General features: G+C 73.6%; 27 protein-coding genes. 10 read left to right on the top strand and 17 right to left on the bottom strand.

All coding sequences use genetic code 11. The features are described 5' to 3' along the window. Positions 1-204: 204 nt before the first annotated feature. From SM450_RS25285 to SM450_RS25215, 15 genes are all read right to left on the bottom strand, one after another. Positions 205-381, bottom strand: a complete 177-nt coding sequence (locus tag SM450_RS25285) for a hypothetical protein (RefSeq protein ID WP_474622260.1) — start codon at positions 379-381, stop codon at positions 205-207. 10 nt (positions 382-391) lie between these two features. Beyond that, a complete protein-coding gene (locus SM450_RS25280; protein WP_474622259.1) occupies positions 392-1,231 on the bottom strand; it encodes a MarR family transcriptional regulator in 840 nt (279 codons plus the stop codon). 80 nt (positions 1,232-1,311) lie between these two features. Beyond that, entirely contained in the window at positions 1,312-1,608 is a 297-nt protein-coding gene (locus tag SM450_RS25275; RefSeq protein ID WP_474622258.1) for a hypothetical protein, read from the bottom strand. Continuing rightward, positions 1,605-2,138, bottom strand: a complete 534-nt coding sequence (locus tag SM450_RS25270; RefSeq protein ID WP_474622257.1) for a hypothetical protein — start codon at positions 2,136-2,138, stop codon at positions 1,605-1,607. The genes SM450_RS25275 and SM450_RS25270 overlap by 4 nt, the downstream gene beginning before the upstream one ends. Further along, positions 2,135-2,338, bottom strand: coding sequence for a hypothetical protein (locus tag SM450_RS25265; protein WP_474622256.1), 204 nt, complete (start codon positions 2,336-2,338; stop codon positions 2,135-2,137). The genes SM450_RS25270 and SM450_RS25265 overlap by 4 nt, the downstream gene beginning before the upstream one ends. Then, a complete protein-coding gene (locus SM450_RS25260) occupies positions 2,335-2,562 on the bottom strand; it encodes a hypothetical protein (RefSeq protein ID WP_474622255.1) in 228 nt (75 codons plus the stop codon). Before SM450_RS25260 ends, SM450_RS25265 begins: the two co-directional genes overlap by 4 nt. Then, positions 2,562-2,747: a hypothetical protein gene (locus SM450_RS25255; RefSeq protein ID WP_474622254.1), complete on the bottom strand. Its 186-nt coding sequence runs from the start codon at positions 2,745-2,747 to the stop codon at positions 2,562-2,564. The genes SM450_RS25260 and SM450_RS25255 overlap by 1 nt, the downstream gene beginning before the upstream one ends. Then, positions 2,747-3,007, bottom strand: coding sequence for a hypothetical protein (locus tag SM450_RS25250; RefSeq protein ID WP_474622253.1), 261 nt, complete (start codon positions 3,005-3,007; stop codon positions 2,747-2,749). The genes SM450_RS25255 and SM450_RS25250 overlap by 1 nt, the downstream gene beginning before the upstream one ends. After that, positions 3,000-4,658, bottom strand: coding sequence for a UvrD-helicase domain-containing protein (locus SM450_RS25245; protein WP_474622252.1), 1,659 nt, complete (start codon positions 4,656-4,658; stop codon positions 3,000-3,002). Before SM450_RS25245 ends, SM450_RS25250 begins: the two co-directional genes overlap by 8 nt. Further along, positions 4,658-5,983 (bottom strand): hypothetical protein, encoded by a 1,326-nt coding sequence (locus SM450_RS25240; protein WP_474622251.1) that lies wholly within the window; start codon positions 5,981-5,983, stop codon positions 4,658-4,660. Before SM450_RS25240 ends, SM450_RS25245 begins: the two co-directional genes overlap by 1 nt. Then, positions 5,980-6,252 carry a hypothetical protein gene (locus SM450_RS25235; RefSeq protein ID WP_474622250.1) on the bottom strand — a complete coding sequence of 91 codons (273 nt, stop codon included), beginning with the start codon at positions 6,250-6,252 and terminating at the stop codon, positions 5,980-5,982. The genes SM450_RS25240 and SM450_RS25235 overlap by 4 nt, the downstream gene beginning before the upstream one ends. An 88-nt stretch (positions 6,253-6,340) precedes the next feature. Continuing rightward, entirely contained in the window at positions 6,341-6,667 is a 327-nt protein-coding gene (locus tag SM450_RS25230) for a hypothetical protein (protein WP_474622319.1), read from the bottom strand. A 35-nt stretch (positions 6,668-6,702) separates the two neighbouring features. Next, the gene (locus tag SM450_RS25225; protein ID WP_474622249.1) at positions 6,703-7,269 is read right to left on the bottom strand and encodes a hypothetical protein; all 567 of its coding nucleotides are present in this window, start codon (positions 7,267-7,269) and stop codon (positions 6,703-6,705) included. Between the two features lie 70 nt (positions 7,270-7,339). Next, positions 7,340-7,528, bottom strand: a complete 189-nt coding sequence (locus SM450_RS25220; protein ID WP_474622248.1) for a hypothetical protein — start codon at positions 7,526-7,528, stop codon at positions 7,340-7,342. Then, positions 7,525-7,773 carry a helix-turn-helix transcriptional regulator gene (locus tag SM450_RS25215; protein WP_474622247.1) on the bottom strand — a complete coding sequence of 83 codons (249 nt, stop codon included), beginning with the start codon at positions 7,771-7,773 and terminating at the stop codon, positions 7,525-7,527. The genes SM450_RS25220 and SM450_RS25215 overlap by 4 nt, the downstream gene beginning before the upstream one ends. A 39-nt stretch (positions 7,774-7,812) precedes the next feature. On the opposite strand from SM450_RS25215, the gene SM450_RS25210 reads away from it, so the two are divergent. From SM450_RS25210 to ssb, 3 genes are read left to right on the top strand one after another with little or no spacing between them, the layout of a single operon-like run. Beyond that, on the top strand, positions 7,813-8,439 hold the full coding sequence (locus tag SM450_RS25210) for a helix-turn-helix domain-containing protein (RefSeq protein ID WP_474622246.1): 627 nt from the start codon (positions 7,813-7,815) through the stop codon (positions 8,437-8,439). Then, positions 8,439-9,866: a recombinase family protein gene (locus tag SM450_RS25205; protein ID WP_474622245.1), complete on the top strand. Its 1,428-nt coding sequence runs from the start codon at positions 8,439-8,441 to the stop codon at positions 9,864-9,866. The genes SM450_RS25210 and SM450_RS25205 overlap by 1 nt, the downstream gene beginning before the upstream one ends. Before the next feature lie 28 nt (positions 9,867-9,894). Next, entirely contained in the window at positions 9,895-10,734 is an 840-nt protein-coding gene (ssb, locus tag SM450_RS25200) for a single-stranded DNA-binding protein (RefSeq protein ID WP_474622318.1), read from the top strand. Positions 10,735-10,816: 82 nt separating this feature from the next. Here ssb and SM450_RS25195 read toward each other — a convergent pair whose 3' ends face one another. After that, positions 10,817-12,022, bottom strand: coding sequence for a pyridoxal phosphate-dependent aminotransferase (locus tag SM450_RS25195; protein WP_474622244.1), 1,206 nt, complete (start codon positions 12,020-12,022; stop codon positions 10,817-10,819). A 688-nt stretch (positions 12,023-12,710) separates the two neighbouring features. On the opposite strand from SM450_RS25195, the gene SM450_RS25190 reads away from it, so the two are divergent. From SM450_RS25190 to SM450_RS25175, 4 genes are read left to right on the top strand one after another with little or no spacing between them, the layout of a single operon-like run. Further along, the gene (locus SM450_RS25190; protein WP_474622243.1) at positions 12,711-12,905 is read left to right on the top strand and encodes a hypothetical protein; all 195 of its coding nucleotides are present in this window, start codon (positions 12,711-12,713) and stop codon (positions 12,903-12,905) included. After that, on the top strand, positions 12,902-13,180 hold the full coding sequence (locus SM450_RS25185; protein ID WP_474622242.1) for a hypothetical protein: 279 nt from the start codon (positions 12,902-12,904) through the stop codon (positions 13,178-13,180). The genes SM450_RS25190 and SM450_RS25185 overlap by 4 nt, the downstream gene beginning before the upstream one ends. A 42-nt stretch (positions 13,181-13,222) precedes the next feature. Beyond that, a complete protein-coding gene (locus SM450_RS25180) occupies positions 13,223-14,290 on the top strand; it encodes a cobalamin biosynthesis protein (protein WP_474622241.1) in 1,068 nt (355 codons plus the stop codon). Further along, positions 14,287-15,831: a cobyric acid synthase gene (locus SM450_RS25175; protein ID WP_474622240.1), complete on the top strand. Its 1,545-nt coding sequence runs from the start codon at positions 14,287-14,289 to the stop codon at positions 15,829-15,831. The genes SM450_RS25180 and SM450_RS25175 overlap by 4 nt, the downstream gene beginning before the upstream one ends. 4 nt (positions 15,832-15,835) lie before the next feature. On the opposite strand, the gene SM450_RS25170 is transcribed toward SM450_RS25175, so the two are convergent. Then, positions 15,836-16,237 carry a rhodanese-like domain-containing protein gene (locus SM450_RS25170; protein ID WP_474622317.1) on the bottom strand — a complete coding sequence of 134 codons (402 nt, stop codon included), beginning with the start codon at positions 16,235-16,237 and terminating at the stop codon, positions 15,836-15,838. 111 nt (positions 16,238-16,348) lie between these two features. Here SM450_RS25170 and SM450_RS25165 point away from each other — a divergent pair, with 111 nt between their 5' ends. The 3 genes from SM450_RS25165 to SM450_RS25155 all read left to right on the top strand — a co-directional run bounded on the left by SM450_RS25165 (position 16,349) and on the right by SM450_RS25155 (position 18,730). After that, positions 16,349-17,002 (top strand): uridine kinase family protein, encoded by a 654-nt coding sequence (locus SM450_RS25165; RefSeq protein ID WP_474622239.1) that lies wholly within the window; start codon positions 16,349-16,351, stop codon positions 17,000-17,002. Positions 17,003-17,023: 21 nt separating this feature from the next. Then, positions 17,024-18,376: a M20/M25/M40 family metallo-hydrolase gene (locus SM450_RS25160; protein WP_474622238.1), complete on the top strand. Its 1,353-nt coding sequence runs from the start codon at positions 17,024-17,026 to the stop codon at positions 18,374-18,376. A gap of 147 nt (positions 18,377-18,523) precedes the next feature. After that, a complete protein-coding gene (locus tag SM450_RS25155) occupies positions 18,524-18,730 on the top strand; it encodes a hypothetical protein (RefSeq protein ID WP_474622237.1) in 207 nt (68 codons plus the stop codon). Positions 18,731-18,864: the final 134 nt, after the last annotated feature.

The raw sequence follows: 18,864 nt of genomic DNA, 5'->3' as shown, positions 1-18,864 counted from the left end.
GGCGGCGTGTCTCCTCGATGTCTTCGCGGATCTGGCGGCAGCGGGCGCGCCAGGCTTGGGGGCTGGGTGGCCATGCGCCGTCCCAGGGGTCGTCTGGGTCGGCGGCGGGCGGTGGGGTGATGTGGGATCGGGCGCGGGCGATGGCGGCTTGGGCGGAGGCGCGGGCGCGTTTCATGCCCGGGGTCAGGTGCCGGTACGGGGTGGTCACGCCGCCACCCGGCGCCGGCGGGACCGCTCGGCGGCCTTGCGGCGCAGCGCGGCCCGGCGGCGCTCGTACTCCGCAGGGTCGATGACGTCCGCCTCGGGGGCGGCCGGTGGCGTCGGAGTGATGCCGACCAGGCGGTTGAGGGCGTCGGAGTGCTGGGGGGCTGGGCGGTCCACGGGTCTCCCTTCAGGCGGTGCGGGCGAGCGGATGGCAGGTGGGGCAGCGGCGGATCACGCCGTCGATCTCGACCTGCCGGTTGGGCCCGCAGGCACCGCACTGGGGCGGGAGGCTGCTGGTGGGTCGGCGGCTGGTCCGGATCTCGTCGAGTAGCTCGGCCAGGTCCTCGGAGGGCAGAGCCCGGACGTACGCGCCGACGCTGCGCGGGGTGAAGCGCGTCTTGATCGTCTGGATCAGAAGTCGCGCTTCGTCGTCATCCGCGGCCCCGTGGTCGAGCAGGTAAGCCACGGTCGGTGGCCGTTGACCGATGACGGGTTCGGCTACGTACGGAGATGGGGGAACTGGAGCGTCAGGCTGACGGAACTGTGGTGCCGCCTGACGGAACCCTGGTTCCGCCTGACGGAACCCTGGTTCCCCCTTCTCAGCAAGGGGGAACGGAGGTGCCTCCTTGCTGACCTGCGGATCCTCGGAAGGGGGAACGGAGGTGCCTCCTTCAGGGGGAGCCTCAGCTCCCCCTTGCTGGCAGGTGCGGCACCCGCAGTCCGGCGGCGGCGGGAAGGCCGGGAGCACCCACCGCGGCGACTTGCCGGGCACCGCGTAGAGCGGCTTGCCGCGGCGGTCGACGCCCAGGGCGACGCGGACCGCGATGCCGTGCTTCGCGAGCCGGCTCACCGCCATGCGGAGGCCTCGCCGGTCGACGCGGGCACGCCGGGCGAGATCCTCGACGGGGATCTCGCGGTGCTCGCCGCGGGTCCGGGTCTCCTCGCCGATCGCGACGAGGACGAGCACCTCGGCGGCGGTGAGGTTGGCGGGCGCGTGGTCGAGGACCTCGGCGACGAGTTGGTACACCCGGTGGCTCCTGATCTGCTGGTGCGGTCTGTGCGGGGTGGTGGCCCGGGCCCCGGGGAAGTGAGGCCCGGACCGACCGGTCAGCGGGGCTCGGCGTCCGGGAAGCAGGCCCGCTTGGTGCACGCGGCGGCACCGATGTGATTGGCCATCTCGCTGCTCAGCTCATGGTGCGGCTCGTCCGGCATCTGATCGGCCGGCAGGCACGCCGGAACGATGAGGACGCCGCCCTTGTTGTTCTCCCAGCGGAGCTGGCCGGCGGTGCGCTCGCCGTCGTAGACCCGCTCGACGCGGTGGGCGATCATGCCGGGCGTCTTGCGGACGGGCACGGCGACGAAGCCCATGAGGTTGGGGATGCGGTAGCCGGTGGCAGTGGTCATGCTGCTCGGGTCTCCTTCAGACGGTGGGCCGGGCTCAGCGCCAGGCCGTGCTTGCCGGCGAGCGCGTCGAGCACCCGCCGGGACTCAGTCAGTGCGGGGCTGCCGAGGACGCGGACGACCCAGTCGACGAGGGCGACGTCCCGGTCCTCGTACTGCGGTAGCTCGTGGTCCTCGTATTCGCGGTGCGCTTCGGCCCGCTCGTAGCACCAGGCGGTGAGGTCCACGTCGGCGGCCGGCGGGGTGCGCTCGGCTTCGACGGCGTGGAGCGCGCCGAACCGCTCCACCAGGAGGGCTGCCGGGGCTGGCACCGGCTCGGCTGGCGCGGTGGCGATCAGGAGCTGGCCGTCGTGGTGCTCCCAGCCCTCCAGCCCCTCGGCCGGGATGAGCCGCCAGCTGGTCGGGCCGGTGATCCGGGCTCCGGCGTCGGCTGCGACGTCGCGCAGCTCTCCGGCGGCGATCTCGACGAGGTGTTCCATGCCGGCGCGGTCGCGGTCGACGGGCCATACGGCGAGCAGGTGGTGGCCGGTCACTGGTCGCCGCCGATCCGGCGCAACTGCTCTGCGTGGGCCGCCTCCACCTCGGCCGACACCGCCGGCTGGCGATGCACGGCGTTGGCCTTGGCCCGACCGCACACGCACGGGATCAGCCCGTTGTGGTCGGCCGGGATCAGCCCCGAGGCGGTGTACGGGTGCGTGCGGGCCGGCTCCCGCCGGCGGCTCCGGCGGGTCACGACCGACCCCCGTAGATTTCCGGCGCGGTGATCCGCCCCTTCAGCACGTCCGACGGCAGGTGCCCGATGTGCCAGTGCCCCCGGACCAGGCGGCACGGATACTCGCGCATCCCCCGGTGGTGGCGGTGCTCGCGGATCTGCTTGCGGGCCTGCTTCCGGCTGGAGTAGAGCCGCTTGGCGTGGCCGTTGCAGTAGCCCATGTGGCCGGGACGCTGGTCGACCATCACGCGCCGCCCTGCGCCAGCTCGGCTGCCTTCGCCACGCACGCCCGGTGAGACAGGCCCATCGGCGAGGCGAGCCACACCGTGTCGTCACCGGAGCGGATCGGGTCGCCGTAGACCTTGCACCGGCCGATGACGGGCGGCGTCTTGGCCCGCTGCCGGCCCAGGTTGTTCATCGGCTTCGCCATCACGCACCGCCCCGGATCCGGTCCAGCTCGTCGGCCAGCTCCCGGCGCAGGGCTTCGACGCGGGCGACCTCACCGAGCCACGCCGGGGTGTCGTCGGCGACCGCCCGAGCGAGCAGGTCGGCCTCGCGCTCCCGGCCGCTGTCGCGGGCCTCGCAGTAGGCGACGTAGCGCTCGCCCATGCCGTCGAGGTCGGCGGGGACCGCCCGGGGCCCCGGGGCCGGCAGCACGCCGGCCCCGGGGAATTGGATGACGTCAGCCACGGGGAGCCCCCGCAGCGACCGGAGCCGGCCATGTCGCCCGGACCGCCGGGTCGCACAGGAAACACGGCCGGTCCCCCGTGCACGACATCCCGGGCGCCGGCGTGGGGCCGGTGTGCTCGTCGGCGATGTCGACCAGGTCGGCGAGCGGGTCCGGGGCGTCCGGCAGGATCGCGTGCTCCGGGTGCACCTTGCCGGTCACGGGGTCCGGGCCCTGCCCGGCGCCGACGTACCGGTCCACCCAGGCCAGGCCCTCCCGGTCGAGCTGGAGCTGCGCCCGGGTCACCGCGACGTACGCGAGCATCGCCTCGTCCCGGGCGATCCGGACCGCCCCGTCTTCCTGCGCCCGCGGCTCCGGGAAGTCGTCGGCGATCCGGACGCTGCCCCACTCGCGGCCCTTGGCCTTGTGCGCAGTGGAGACCACGACGTCGGCGTGCCGCTCGTCGACCAGGGCGTCACACACCCGGATCACCTCCCGGGTGCCGTGCCGGTCGATCAGCCGCACGAACACCCGCAGGTCCGCGCCGGCCGCGTCCATCTCGACGTACTCCTGGACCTCCGCCCAGGTCTGGAAGGCGAACAGCTCGGGGTGGTCGGTCGGCTGGCCAGCCTTCAGCCGCTCAGCGGCCTCGGCCATGCGGCGGATGTCCTGCCCGCCGCCGACCAGAGCCGGCCGGCGGCCCTGCCCGAGGGCGTCCATCACGCGGATGATCGCGCCGCCGTTGGAGCGGCACAGCACGGCGTCGGGGTCGTCGTCGGGCCCCACCCGGGACGGGATCCGGTCGTAGCCGGTGAGCCGCAGGTCGGTGTTGTCGAGCAGCGACAGCCACTTGTTGGCCTCGTCCGCGACGGCCGGGCCGAACCGGAAGCTCTGCGAGAGCTGGAAGCGGCGGCCGTCGAACGACGCCATGGCGTCCGTCGCCCCGCGCCAGCCGTAGATGGCCTGCGCGCGGTCGCCGACCAGGATCCGCTGCGCCGGCTGCCGCGACACCAGACCGGCCACCGCCGGGTTGGAGTCCTGCGCCTCGTCCAACAGCACGTAGTCGGCGTGGATCACCGGGTCGGTCAGGATCCACTGCTTCAGGTAGCAGTCGTGGGTGTAGCGGAGCTGCCCGTCGAGCTGGGTCAGGTCGGTGTCCCACGCCCGCTGGGCGATCGGCACCAGGTACTTCGCCAGCTCGGCCTGGCCCGGCTTGTCGAGGCCGTTGACCAGCGGCACGTTCATCCGCTGCACCGTGCGGTCGTCGGAGTAGCAGAACCGCTGGATGGTCTCGCCGACCAGCCGGGCCAACTGCTGAGGGGCGAGCATGACCTCGCCGACCTTCACCGGCTCGTTGAGGCCGAGGATGATCGCGGCCTGCCGGGCGGGCACCCGGGGGCCGTTGAGGCGGTGGGCGAACTGCCGGCCGACCGCCCCGAACGCGAAGGAGTGCGCCGTCTTGCAGGTGACGCTGCTCGGGAACTCCTTCGCGGCGTCGGTGGCGATGCTGCGGTTGTAGGCGAGGTACGCGCCGCGGCGGCGTCCGGCTTCGCGGGCGAGCATCTTCAGGGTGCTGGTCTTGCCGGTGCCGGCGCCGGCTTCGATGGTGAGGTCGTGGCCGTCGCGGGCGGCGTCGATGATCTCGGCCTGCTCCGGGGTCGGGGTGTGGCTCATCAGGCGGCCTGGCCTTCCTGCTCGGCGGGCGGGTTGTTCTGCGCGACGACGACCTTGAGCCGGTCGATGACCGCGCTGGCCTCGTCGACGTTCAGCCGGTTCTGGGTGTCGATCTCCCGGCCGGTCACGTCGGACAGGAACCGGAGGCGGCTGTCGCGGTCCTCGATGCCGGCCTCCTTGCACATCGCGTGGATGCGCTTGTGCTGGGCGTCGACGGCCGGCTTCGAGGGGAAGAGCTGCTCCTTGCGGGCGGCCCAGCGGTCGCGGATGTAGTCCGACTCGGCGAGGCTGACGCGCTGTTCGGAGGTGGCCTGGCCGGCGTCCCGCCAGACCCGGCGGAGTGCGGTCTCGTCGTACGCCTGGGCGAGGTCGGCGAGGATGCCGGTTGCCGCAGCGCCGAGGGCGTCCGGGGCCGGGTAGTCGCCGACGGCGTACTGCCGGGGCGGGCCGGACACGGGCCGGTCGGTGGCCGGCGGACCCGACATGGGGCGGCTCTCGGCCTCGCGGCCGACCGAGTCGTCCTCGGTGGAGAGCGGCACGAGGTCCCGGACGTGGGCGGTCTCGGGGTTGCACTTCAGGATGTCGAAGACAAGCTTCTCCAGCGTCAGTCCCGGGACCGGCCGGGGCCGGTCGACGCCAGGCCGGATGCCGGCGTGCACCGACCGGGCGCCCACGACCATCGGCGGGTGATCGCGGGAAACGCGGACCCAGACCGTGGCGTCGTAGGCCAGGTTCTTCTGGCCCTCGACCTTGTACTCCTTGGAGCCCTCGACCGGACGGCCACCGTTGTCGAGCGCAGCCACCTCCTTGCCCCTGGCGGTGACGACGACGATCCCGGGGAAGGTCATCAGGTGGGTCATCAGCCGCCGGTGCTTGGCGTTGATCTCGTTCCACAGGTCCATCGAGATCTGCGGCTCGGCGTCCGGGGCGATCTGCTTCCCGCGCTTCGCGAGTCGCGCTCGCGCCTTGGCGTCGGCGATGCCCTTGAGGAGGTCCCACTCCAAGGTCCCGGAGTCGATGCCGAGCACGACGGGGGGCTGCTTGGCGGCGGCGACGCGGGCAGCTTCGGCCTTCGCGGCTTCGACCTGGCCGAGGATGTCGGCGAACGTGCCGTCGTGCTCGACGATCTCGTACCGGGCTCCGGGGATGGCGCCGTACTCGTCGCCCGCGCCCTCGCCGAGGTCGATCCAGTAGGTCTGGCCGACCTTCGGCGACGCGGACAGCTCGGCGATCATCCAGCTCTTGCCGGCCTTCTCGCCGCCCTCGATGAGGATGAGCGGCCACGGCACACGGCCGGTCGGCTTGCGGGTACGCAGGGCGGTCACTGGTCGCTCCCGGTCTGGTCGTCGATGGGGCAGCCGTCGGCGACCCACGCCTCCATCTCGGCGAGCGCCTCGGCCGGGGTGGTGGTGATCGCGGCGCGGGTGGCGTCGATGTCGGCCCGGTCCATGACGGCGGTGGTGCCGGTGGACAGGGGCGGCGGGACGTCCTCGGGCCAGTAGTCGTCGTCGACGGGGTTGGCGATCGTGTGCCAGGTGCCGCGCGGTTCGTGCTGGTCGGCGGGTCGGTGCAGGCCGACGTAGGTGGTGCTCACGCGATCCTCCAGACGATGAGGGTGATGGCGGCCACCGTCAGGAGGCCGGAGAGGGCGAGGGCGACGAGGCAGCCGGCGGCGGTCCGCATCAGGCGGCCCCGCGCTCTCGGCGCTCCTGCTCGGCGGCCGTGGTGTGCTCCGCGAGGAGCCGATGCAGGTCGAACGGCGGCCTGGCCACCGGGGTCATGAACGTGCCGTCCGGGGCGGGGTACTCGCCGAGGGCGACACCGCGCCAATAGGCGCAGTCGTCGTCGTGGGGCTCGCCGGGCAGGTGGCCGCACAGCGGGTCGGCGACGGTGGTGGTGGCGGGGTGCCGGTGGCCGAGCGGGACGGTGACCACGCCGGGTGGGACGGGGATGGTGTCGTCGAGGTCGGCGCGGTCGTGGCGCATCGCGTCGGGGCCGGGCATCGGCATGGACGGCCCCGGCATCGTCGGGTGCGTCGGGTGGCTCATCGCGCGCCGCCGCCCTGCGCGAGCTTGGCCTCCAGCTCGGCGACCCGGGCCGCCAGCGCCGCTTTCTCCGGGTCGACCGGCTCGGGGACGTGCGCCCACGCCCGCACACCGACCTTCCCGATGCTTGCCTTGGCCTGGTGCTTGGGAAAGGACCCGTCCGGCGTCGTGGCGGCCGTGGTGCCGAACGCGGCGGCGATGGCGTCGACCACCGGGATCATCGCCTCGGGGTCGCCGGACCACGTGCTGGCGCAGATGTCCACGGAGAGGCCGGAGCGGGGTGCCGGCGTGCCGGCGAGGGTGGCGAGGATGTCGGCGACCATGCGCAGGTCGTCGGCGGCCGTCACCCAGTAGTCCGGCTCGGTGGCCTCACCGTCGGCGACGTTCGCGTCCTCGTCGACGTGGTAGTCGAGGGCGCTGCCATCGGCCAGGTGGGCGATGACGGTGTCGCCGCTCCGGGTGATCCGGGTGATGGCCGTCGGGGCGTCGAGCACGATGTGGTGCTTGGTGGTCAGGTCGCGGGCCTTGATGGTCTGGGTCGGCTGTTCGGTAGGCTGCTGGGACATCTGGACTCCTCGGTGTGCGTGGATCCGGGTGGGAGCCCCTGCCGGTGGTGCGGCGGGGGCTTCGTTCTCGTCAGGCGGCGGACTGCTTCGCGGCTGCCTGGCGTCGCCAGATGGCGACCTGGATTTCGGCGAGCGCCTGAGACAGCGCCTCGCTGGCCGCGCGGCCGGCGTCGCTGTCCGGGTCGAGCGGGGCGACCTTCGGGACCCGGGGGCCGGACGGCGGCGGCGGCGTCTGAGGGCCGCTCGGTGGGTGCGTCACGATGCGACCTCGAACAGCTCGTCGACGGTGGTGCCGCACGCGGCGGCCATCCGCATGGCGACGTCGAGCGTCGGCGTGACCTTGCCCTTGCGGATACGCCAGAGGGTGGCCCGGTCGAGGCCGAACAGGTTCGCCCGGTCCTGCTCGGTGGTCGCGAGGGGGGTCGCGAGCCGGTCGAAGACGTCGGTCCGCAGCCGGATCGGCGACGGTGTTGCACTGTCGCATCGTGTCGGTGCTGCACTCATGCAGCAGACCGTACGCCGCCTCGGGGTGATGTTGCAACCATGCAACACATCAGCCGTTCGGCTGATTTGAGCGCGACCGGTCGGACCCCTAACGTTGCACGCATGCAACGTGGAGAAAGTGACGTCCGTCTACTTCGTCGGCGACGTCAGAGGCTGCGGCACGAACGCCACACCACCCACCCAGACCCGCCGCGACCTGCGGATATGCACGGCGGATTGCTCTACGGTGTGCACGTGGGCACCACTCCAGCACCCGAACGCGGCACCTGGGCCCCATACGTGCGCGCCACGCGAGAGCACGTCGGGATGACCAAGGTCGAGCTGGCCCGCCGTCTCGGTATAGACCGCGGCACCATCGGCCGCTGGGAGTCCGGAGAAAGCCGGCCGGAGAAAGCGCCCGTCGTCGAGGCGTTCGCGAGCCTCTTCGGCCTGGACCCGGACGAGGCGCTCGCTGCGGCAGGTCTACGCAGCAGCACCGTCACGCAGGTCCGACCCACGCGGGACATGCCCCTCGACCCGGATCTGAAGATCATCATGCGTCGACTCACGAGCCCGGCCGCCAGCGACGCCGAGAAGGCCAGCATCCGTGCCACGCTGCGCTACCTGGCCCAGGTCGCCGAGCAGCAGGAGCGCGCCACGCAAGGGCCGGACCGCGCCGCGAGCTGATGCCCCGCCGCCGCACCCTCGCCGCCGTCCCCGACCGACCCACCCGCGTCGTCCTCTACGTCCGGGTCAGCTCCCTCATGGGCCGCGGCGGTGAGGACTTCCACTCGCCCGACGTCCAGACCGCAGCGATGCGCCGCGCCACCCACGGCATGACCGAGGTCGCCGTCATCGACGACATCGACGTCTCCGGCACTCACTTCTCCCGCGAGGGCATCGACCGCGTCCGCGCCCTCGCCCGCTCCGGCCAGCTCGACGCCCTTGCCGTCTACGACGTCAGCCGCTTCGGCCGCGACGTCCTGGAGAGCCTGCTCTTCCTGCGTGAGTTGGCCGCCGCCGGCGTGCGGATCATCTCCGCCACCGAGCACATCGACACGTCTACGCCGGCCGGCGAGATGATGCTGATCAACATGCTGAACGTGGCCCAGTACCGGGCCCGGGAGATCGGCCGCGGCTGGTCCGCCGCCATCGCCAGGCGGGCCGAGCGGGGGCAGCACCACGGCCGGCCGCTCGGCTACGTACGGCAGGGCAAGCGCCTCACCCCGGACCAGACTCTGGGCCCGGCGATCACCGAGGTGTTCCGGCGGTACGCCGCCGACGAGCCGATCAGCGAGGTCACCGCATACCTGGCCGGGGTGCGTGCCACCCCCATGCATACCCCGAACGTGAAGAAGCTGCTGCGCAGCCCGGCGTACCTCGGCCTCGTCGTCACTGGCGACCAGGTCCTCCCCGGCGAGCACCCCGCCCTGACCGACCCGGACACGTGGATCCGCGTGCAGCGCCGGCTCGCCCGCGAGGCGAGCACCCCGCCGCGCGCTCTCGCCGCCACCTGGTCGCTGGTCGGACTGGTGGCGTGCCCGGCCGGGCACAAGCTCCAACGGGAGGGTGACCGGCTCGTCTGCGGTCAGGGTCGCGGCCAGGTCCAGGGCGGCCGGTGCCCGGGCGTCGGCCGGCCCCTGCTGGCCCGGGTGGAGGACGAGGCGCTCGCCCAGGTCGCGGACTACGCGCGCAAGCTGCGTACCGACGCCGGGGTGCGGGCGGCGCGGGTGGCGAGGGCGACCGCTGGCAACGCGGACCGGGGCCGGCTGGAGCGGGAGGTGGCCGAGGCGCGGGCCGCCATGGTGAAGCTGGCCACCCGCAACGCGCTCGACCAGCTCCCCGACGCCGTCTACCAGGAGGCCCTGTCCGGGCTGCGCCGCACCGAGCAGGCCGCTGTCGCCGAGCTGGCGCGGCTGGCGCCGGTGGTCGAGGTGCCCGACCCGGAGCAGGAAGCGGCGATGGTGGAGACGCTGCTGGGGCTGTGGCCTGACATGACGATGGCCGAGCGCGGAAAGGCGCTACGTGCGGTAGTGGACCGGGTCGTGGTCCGGCCGGCGGAGCAGTGGAGAGAGCCGGAGAATAAGCGCGTGACCGTGCGATTCCGCTGGTAGGCGTATTCGGCTTTCCTAATACCTCACGATCGTCGGCAACGTGCTGACCGCGCCGGAGTGGCGCCGGACCAACCAGAGCGGCACGCTGGTGGCCAACTTCAAGGTCGCCTCGACCGCGCGCCGGCTCGACCGGGACAGCGGGCGCTGGGTGGACGGCAACAGCCTTCGGGTACGCGTCAACTGCTGGCGACGCCTGGCCGAGGGAGTGGCCGCCTCGGTGGCCCTGGGCGACCCGGTGATCGTCGCCGGCCGCCTCTACACGCGCGACTGGACCGACGAGGCCGGCAACCACCGCACGATCTACGAGCTGGAGGCGGTCGCGGTCGGGCACGACCTGTCCCGGGGTCGGTCCCGCTTCCTGCGTAACCAGCCGCGCGCGGCCACCAGCACGATCGAGGACGCCGAGGCGGAGCAGCGGGTGCACGGCGAGGCCACCGAGGCGGTGCCCGACGAGGAGGCGCCCGCCACGCTCGACAACCGTCCGTTCGACGACGACTTCCCGCCGGAGTTCGAGCCGGCGCGGGTCGGCCTCGCCGGCTCGCTCGGCCGGACGGTCGAACTCGACCCGTTCGACGACCAACTCGGCGGCAGGAGCGTCCAGCCCGGCGGCGGGGGCGTCCAACTCGGCGGGACGGGCGGCGAGGAGGGGGACGAGCTGGGCGGCGAGGAGGGGGACGAGCTGGGCGGCGAGGAGGGCGACGAGCTGGGCGGCACCGGGGACGACGAACTGGCCGAGGTGAAACCGACCCTCGCCGAGGGACGTGCCGGCGCGGGGTTGACCGGCGCGGACCCGGGCGACGAGGGGCCGGTCGGCGGCCGGGCCGCCTCGGGTCGTCGCGGCCGGCGGCGTACCCCGGTGCCCGCCTGACCGCCCGGACGTGCGACGGGGGTGCGGGGTGGCGCCGCCGACGTCGCCACCCCGCACGCACGACGGGTGCCGCGCCGCGGCGCTACTGGCGGTAGGTGGAGAGGAAGGTGCGGATCCGGGAGACGGCGTCGTCGAGGACGTCCGTGGCGGCCAGGAAGACCAGGCGGAGGTGGTCCGGGGTGTCGAGGTTGAAGCCGGAGCCGTGGGAGATCAGGAGGTGCTGCTGCTCCAGGAGGTCGATCACCAGGCGCTCGTCGTCGTGGATCTTGTGGACCTGGGGGTCGAGACGGGCGAAGAGGTAGAGGGCGCCGGCCGGTTTCACGCAGTCGACGCCGGGGATGTCGACGAGAGACTGCCAGGCGTGGTCGCGCTGCTCCATCAGGCGACCTCCGGGGCGGGTCAGCTCCTCGATGCTCTGGTAGCCGCCGAGCGCGGTCTGGATGGCGTGCTGGGCCGGCACGTTCGGGCAGACGCGCATGTTGGCGAGCAGTTGCAGCCCGTCCAGATAGTCCGAGTCGCCGCCGCTGAAGCCGCTTGTGGCGAGCCAGCCGGAACGGAAGCCGGCGGCCCGGTAGACCTTGGACAGGCCGCCCATGCTTACCACCGGCACGTCCGGCGCGAGGGCGGCGAGGGTGTGGTGCGTCGCGCCGTCGTACACGATCTTGTCGTAGATCTCGTCGGCGAAGATCAGCAGATCGTGCTTGCGGGCCAGCTCGATCATGCCGAGCAGCACCTCCCGGGAGTAGACCGCGCCGGTCGGGTTGTTCGGGTTGATCACCACGAGCGCGCGGGTGCGGTCGGTGATCCGGGACGCCATGTGCTCCAGGTCCGGCGCCCAGCCCGCGCTCTCGTCGCAGCGGTAGTGCACCGCGCGACCGCTGCACAGGTTCACCGCGCCGGTCCAGAGCGGGTAGTCCGGGCTCGGCACCAGCACCTCGTCGCCGGTGTCAAGCAGCGCCTGGAGGACCATCACGATCAGCTCGGAGACCCCGTTGCCGAGCAGCACGTCGTCCGGCTGCACGTCGGGCACCCCGAGAGTCTGGTAGTGCTGGGCCACCGCCACGCGGGCGGAGTAGATGCCTCGCGCGTCGCTGTACCCCTGGGCGGCCACGATGTTCTGCACGACGTCGGCGACGATCGGCTCCGGCGTGGCCAGCCCCCACGGCGCCGGGTTGCCCAGGTTGAGCTTGAGGATCCGGTGCCCGGCCGCCTCCAGCTCCTGCGCCCGGCGCAGCACCGGGCCGCGGATGTCGTACCGGACACTCTTCAGCCGCTGCGCCTGCCGCATCGGACCCCCTCCACGAAACGCCGTGTTCCGATGCTTGATGCTAGGGCGTTGTGGTCGCACGTTCGCCGGGTGTGACCAGTCAGGCGGCCATGGCGACGAACACCGGTGGGCTTGTCCCGGTATGTCGCCGGCCTGGCGAGGTTCGTGGTCAACCCGCTGGCGACGACGCAAGGTCGACTCCACTTCCGCGAGGTGGTGGCATCAGCGCGGGGCCGACCCCGCCACCTCGGGGAAATGGAGTGGATCTTGTCGGGTGGTCGTCAGGTCGGCTCTTCGTCGGCGAGGCGCCGGCCGCGTCGTTGGGCGTAGGCCCGCACCTCGGCCGCGTCCCATATCCGGCCCACGCTCAACGTCTCCACGGGAGGAGGAAAGTCCGGGCGCTCGACCAGGACTGCGGCGCGCTGGCGCGATACGCCCAGATAGTGAGCGACCTCGGAAAGCGCCACAACTCGCACGGCGGCACATTCCGGGGCCAGGGGTGGGCAACTCGTCAACGGGGTCGTTGACTACCTGTCACCCCGCCAGCAGGAAACGTGGCGGCATGCTCACACCGCGTACACCAAAACCCAACACGAGTCCCGAGAACCGGTGGCACGCGCGCACTTCACTCGTACCCCTGGCTCCGCATCGGGGCTGCGGCCCGGACTGGGCCTGCGAGCGGTGCGGGGAGCCGTGGCCCTGCCCGACGTTGCGGGCCGCGCCCACCGACGCCGCCCGGCGGGCGACGCTGATCCCCGAGTTCTCCCGGCTCACCCGGCAGGCCATCCGCGACCTGCGAGGGCAACCCGGAGGGCCGGACCCGGTGGCGATCGTGCGGCGTTTCCTGTGGTTCCTGTCGCTCACCGACGAGGAGGCCCGCGCGGTCGCGCTGAGGCTCAGGTGAGCGTCGACGACCGCGCGCACCGGCAGGTACGCCCGATCTGGCTCTGCCGGGTGGACGCGGAGCCGTGGCCGTGCGCGCCGGCGCGGGCCGCGCTGCTGCGCGAGTACGAGGGAGACATGGTCGGGCTGGCGGTCTACCTGGCCGTGCTGCTGCACGACGCGGTCGGTGATCTCTACCGGCTGAACCCGAACGAGATGCCGGAGCCCGCCGTCCTCTGGGACCGATTCCTGGCGTGGCTCGACCGTTCCCGCCGAGGCACGGACGGACCGCCCTGAACCGCCGGTACGGCTAGGCTGGCCGGCCGGAGGTGGTGACGGGTGCGGCAGGCGACCGCCATGGCTAACGCGACCGGGCTGGTGGCGGGCTACGCGCTCGACGCGCTGCTCGGCGACCCGCGCAGGTGGCATCCGGTGGCCGGCTTCGGCCGTGCGGCCGGTGCCCTGGAGCGGCGGATCTACCGGCCCGACCGGGCGGCGGGCGCCGCGTTCACCGCGCTCGCGGTCGGCGCGCCGGTGCTGCTCGGGGTCGCCGCCGCGCGTGCCACCCGACGTCATCCGGTGGCCCGGGTCGCGCTTGTGGCCGCCGGCACCTGGACCGTGCTGGGCGGGCGCACGCTGCGGCACGAGTCCCGGGTGATGGGGCGGGCGCTGCGCCGGGCCGACCTGCCCGCCGCCCGGGCACGCCTCGGTCACCTCTGCGGGCGGGACCCGTCCGCGCTCGACGAGCCCGAGTTGGCCCGGGCCACCGTCGAGTCGGTCGCCGAGAACACCTCCGACGCGGTGGTCGCGCCGCTGGTCTGGGGAGCGGTCGCCGGCCTTCCGGGCCTGCTCGGCTACCGGGCGGCGAACACGCTTGACGCCATGGTCGGGCACCGCTCACCCCGGTACGCGCGTTTCGGCACCCCGGCTGCCCGGCTGGACGACCTGCTGAACCTGGTGCCGTCCCGGTTGACCGGGCTGCTCACCGTGGCCGTCGCGCCGGTGGCGCACGGGGACCGCGCCGCGGCCTGGCACGTGTGGCGGCGGGACCGGGCCGACCACCCGAGCCCGAACGCCGGGCAGTGCGAGGCGGCGATGGCGGGCGCGCTCGGCGTGCGGCTGGGCGGGCGCAACATCTACTTCGGCCGGTCCGAGACGCGGCCGTACCTCGGTGACGGGCCCCGGCCGGAGGCGCGGCACCTGAAGCGGGCGGCGCGGATCTCCGGCGCGGTGGGCCTGGTCGCGCTCGGCCTGGCCGCGCTCTACCCGGTGACCGTGGGCCGGCTGGCCGGCGCCACCGCCCGCGCCGCGCTTCGCCCGCTCGCCCGCGTCGGCGAGGCCGCGTCCCACGACGCCGGGTCGGGCCGCGCCGGAGGGCCGCCGGAGCGCCGGGGGAGCGGGCGGTGAGCGGCGGGCTGCTTGTCGCCGGCACCACCTCGGACGCCGGCAAGAGCGTGCTCACCGCCGGCATCTGCCGCTGGCTGCGCCGTCGGGGCGTCCGGGTCGCCCCGTTCAAGGCGCAGAACATGTCGAACAACTCGGCGGTGGTGGTCGGCCCGGACGGCCGGGGCGGCGAGCTGGGCCGGGCGCAGGCGATGCAGGCCGCCGCCGCCGGGCTCGCCCCGGACCTGCGGTTCAACCCGGTGCTGCTCAAGCCGGGCAGTGACCTCGCCAGCCAGGTCGTGCTGCTCGGCGAGGCGGTCGACACGGTCACCGCCGGCAACTACCAGGCGCTGCGGCCCCGGCTGGCCGCCACCGCGTACGCGGCGCTTGCCGAGCTGCGGGCCGAGTACGAGGTGGTGATCTGCGAGGGCGCGGGCAGCCCGGCGGAGATCAACCTGCGGGCCGGCGACTATGTGAACATGGGGCTGGCCCGGCAGGCGGGGCTGCCCGCGATCGTGGTCGGTGACATCGACCGGGGCGGCGTGTTCGCCTCGATGTTCGGCACCGTGGCGCTGCTCGACGCGGCCGACCAGGCGCTCGTCGCCGGGTTTGTGGTCAACAAGTTCCGCGGCGACCTCGGGTTGCTGCGGCCCGGGCTGGACATGCTGCGTCAGGTCACCGGCCGCCCCACGTACGGGGTGCTGCCCTGGGCGCTCGACCTGTGGCTGGACGCGGAGGACTCACTCGCGTACGGGCGGGTGCTCGGCCGGCCGGCCGCGCCGCGCGGCACGGACTGGCTCGACGTGGCAGTGGTCCGGCTGCCCCGGATCAGCAACGCCACAGACGTCGAGGCGTTGGCCACCGAGCCCGGTGTGCGGGTCCGGCTGACCGTGGAGCCCGCCGAGCTGGCCGCCGCCGACCTGGTGGTGCTCCCCGGTTCCAAGTCGACAGTCGCCGACCTGGCCTGGCTGCGGGAGACCGGGCTGGCCGACGCGGTGCGGTCGCACGCCGCCGCCGGTCGCCCGCTGCTCGGCATCTGCGGCGGGTTCCAGATGCTCGGCCGGGCCGTCCACGACCCGGTGGAGAGCCGCCGGGGCAGCGTCCCCGGCCTCGGGCTGCTGCCCGTCGAGGTCACGTTCGACAGGCGCAAGACGGTACGCCGGGCCGAGGGCACGGCGGCCGGCGACGCGGACGTGCCGGTGCACGGGTACGAGATCCACCACGGTCGGGTCTCCGCCGCCGACCCGGGCCTGCCGCCGCTGCTGCGGTACGCCGACGGCGCCGGCGAGGGCGCCCGGCTCGGTGCGGTGTACGGGACCCACTGGCACGGCGCGTTCGAGTCCGACGCGTTCCGTCGCCGGTTCCTCACCGAGGTCGCCGGTGCGGCCGGGCGGACCGGTTTCAAGGTCGCGCCGGACACCTCGTTCGCGGCGGCCCGGGAGCGCACGCTCGACCTGCTCGGCGACCTGGTGGAGGAGCATCTCGACACCGACGCGCTGTGGCGGCTGATCGAGTCCGGCGCGCCACCCGGCCTGCCGTTCGTGCCACCCGGCGCACCCGGTTGAGAGGTCAGGGCCGTACGTCGCCCGGGCGGTCGGACATCGGCAGCCCGGCCTCCCGCCAGCCCTGCACGCCGCCGATCATGTCGGTGGCGTGACGCAGGCCGAGCGTCTGGAGGCTGGCGGCGGCCAGGCTGGAGCTGTAGCCCTGCCGGCACACCACCACGATCTCGCGGTCGTACCCGGTCGCCTCCGGGATGCGCCACGCGCTCGCCGGGTCGAGCCGCCACTCCAGCACCGTACGGTCGATGACGATCGCGCCGGGCAGCTCACCCTCCTCGCGACGTTGCGTCTCGGTGCGCGTGTCGACGAGCAGCGCGCCGCCGCGTACCGCCTCGACCGTCTCGTGTGGAGTGAGCCGGCGGAGACCGGCGCGGGCCTGTTCCAGGAGGGCGTCGACGCCCGGACACATCACGTCATGGAGCACCCCCAGATCATGCCCGCGGCACCGCCCCGCCGCCTGGCGAAACGGCCCGCCCGGGTCGCAGGATCCAGCGGACGGGGGAACGTTAACGTCGGTCGGGTGAACGTGGCGGTGGTCGAGGCGTACGCCGGGTTGGCCCGTCGGGTGCTGGCCGGGCCGGCGCGGTTGGGGCGTACCCGACTGGTGGCTGTCGACGGGCCGAGCGGCGCGGGCAAGAGCGTGTTCGCGACGCGCCTCGCGGACGCGCTCGCGGCGGTGCCGGGCGGCGGCCGGCCGCCGCTGGTCCGCACCGACGACCTGCTCGACGGCTGGGACGACCAGCTCACGTTCTGGGACCGCCTGGAGGAGTGGGTGCTCGGGCCGGTGCGGGCCGGCCGGCCGGGCGGCTACCGCCGGTACAGCTGGGTCCGCCACCGCTTCGCCGACCGGGTGGTGCCGGTGCCGGCCGCGCCGGTGCTGATCGTCGAGGGGGTGAGCGCGGCGCGCGCCGCCGTACGCCCGGAGTTGACGCTTGCCGTGCTCGTCACCGCGCCGGCCGGGCTGCGGCTGTCCCGGGCGCTGGCCCGCGACGGCGCGCGGGTCCTGCCCGAGCTGCGTCGCTGGCACGCCGGGGAGCGGGCGCACTTCGCCGCCGACGGCACGCGGGCGGCGGTGGACCTGGTCGTCGACGGCGCTCCCGACGTGCCGCACGATCGGGACCGCTACTACGTGCGGGCCGGACGGCGGCCGGGCTCGGACGGTGTGGCCGGGTAAGGCCGGCATACGATTCCGGTCATGACCACTCCGATCATCTCCGAGTCCGAGGTCCGGGCCGCCGTCGCGCGCGAACTGCCAGGTGTCCGGGCCGACCTGGAGCGACTCGTCCGCATCCCGGGCATCGCCTTCGAGGGCTTCGACCACTCGCACGTGGAGCGCTCCGCCGAGGCGGTGGCGGAACTGCTGCGCGGCTGCGGCCTGGACACCCGGATCGTCCGTTCCGGCGGCCAGCCGGCGGTGATCGGGACGAAGGCGGCTCCGGCCGGCGCGCCCACCGTGCTGCTCTACGCCCACCACGACGTGCAGCCGGTCGGCGACCTGGCGCTGTGGGAGTCCGACCCGTTCGAGCCGGTGGAGCGCGACGGCCGCCTCTATGGCCGGGGCGCCGCCGACGACAAGGCCGGCATCATGGCGCACGTGGCCGCGCTGCGGGCGTACGGCGACCGGCTGCCGGTCGGCGTGGTGCTGTTCGTCGAGGGCGAGGAGGAGTACGGCTCGGACTCGCTGGAGCGGCTGCTCGCCGAGCACCGCGACGACCTGGCCTCGGACGTCATCGTGATCGCCGACTCCACCAACTGGGACGTCGGGGTCCCGGCGCTCACCACCTCGCTGCGCGGCATCGTGAACTGCTTCGTCGAGGTGCGCACGCTCGACCACGCGGTGCACAGCGGCATGTTCGGCGGCGCGGTGCCGGACGCGCTCACCGCGCTGGTGCGGCTGCTCGGCACGCTGCACGACGACGCCGGTGACGTCGCGGTGGACGGGCTGGCCGGGCGCGTGGGCGCGAGCGTCGACTACCCGGAGGACCGGTTCCGCGCGGAGGCCGGCCTGGTCGACGGCGCACGGCTGTTCGGCACCGGCCGGATCACCGACCGGCTCTGGACCAAGCCGGCGCTGGCGATCCTCGGCGTCGACGCGCCGGCCACCGGGGAGGCGCCGAACGCGCTGGTCCCGGCCGCGAAGGCGAAGCTGAGCGTACGGCTGGCGCCTGGTGACGACCCGAAGAAGGCGTACGCCGCGCTCACCGCGCACCTGGAGCGGAACGCGCCGTGGGGCGCGCAGGTGACTGTGACGTTCGAGCACGACGGCGCGCCCTGCGTGATCGACGCCAGCGGGCCGATGTTCGACGCGGCGCGGGCGGCGTTCCGGGCCGCCTGGGACGGCACCGACCCGGTCGACATCGGGGTGGGCGGGTCGATCCCGTTCATCGCCACGTTCCAGGAGATGTTCCCCGGTGCGACGATCCTGGTGACAGGCGTGGAGGACCCGCACGCCCGCGCGCACGGGCCGAACGAGAGCCTGCACCTGGGCGAGTTCGCCCGGGTCTGCCTGGCCGAGGCGCTGCTGCTGGCCAAGGTGGCGGAGGTGTAAGGCGGGGGCCCCGCTTAACGCATTCTGCATAGGCGGGGGCCCCGCTTAACGTTCAACACCGACACGTGAGGTGTCAGAACCGTAACTTCGGGATGGATGTCGGAGTTTGCGGCGTGTCGACCGGCCGGGTGTTATAGCCTTTCGAACATGCGTACGAATGACGAGATGGCGCGGCTCCAGGCCGCCGTCCGTGCTCTGGGGGACGTCGACGTCTCCGCGTGGCCCGAGGCCGCGCTCAAGGAACAGCTCGGTGAGCTCTCGGCCACGCTGGTCACGCTCGACGCGCTGCTCACCCGGGTCGCCGACGGGGTGCGCGGGCGTGGCCTGCGGGTCGAGGAGCCGGTCTCGGCCTGACCGGCCTGACCGCCGGAGATCTTGGTGCGAAAGCGCCCTCGGAGGGCTATTTCGCACCAAGATCTCGCCCGGCCCTCACGGACGGGCACTCGCGCGGGTTGCCGGAAGCGCCCGGGTTGTCGCAGGTGACTGGC

Source organism: Micromonospora marincola (genome assembly GCF_056150385.1).
This window is presented reverse-complemented; position numbering and strand designations above follow the sequence as displayed.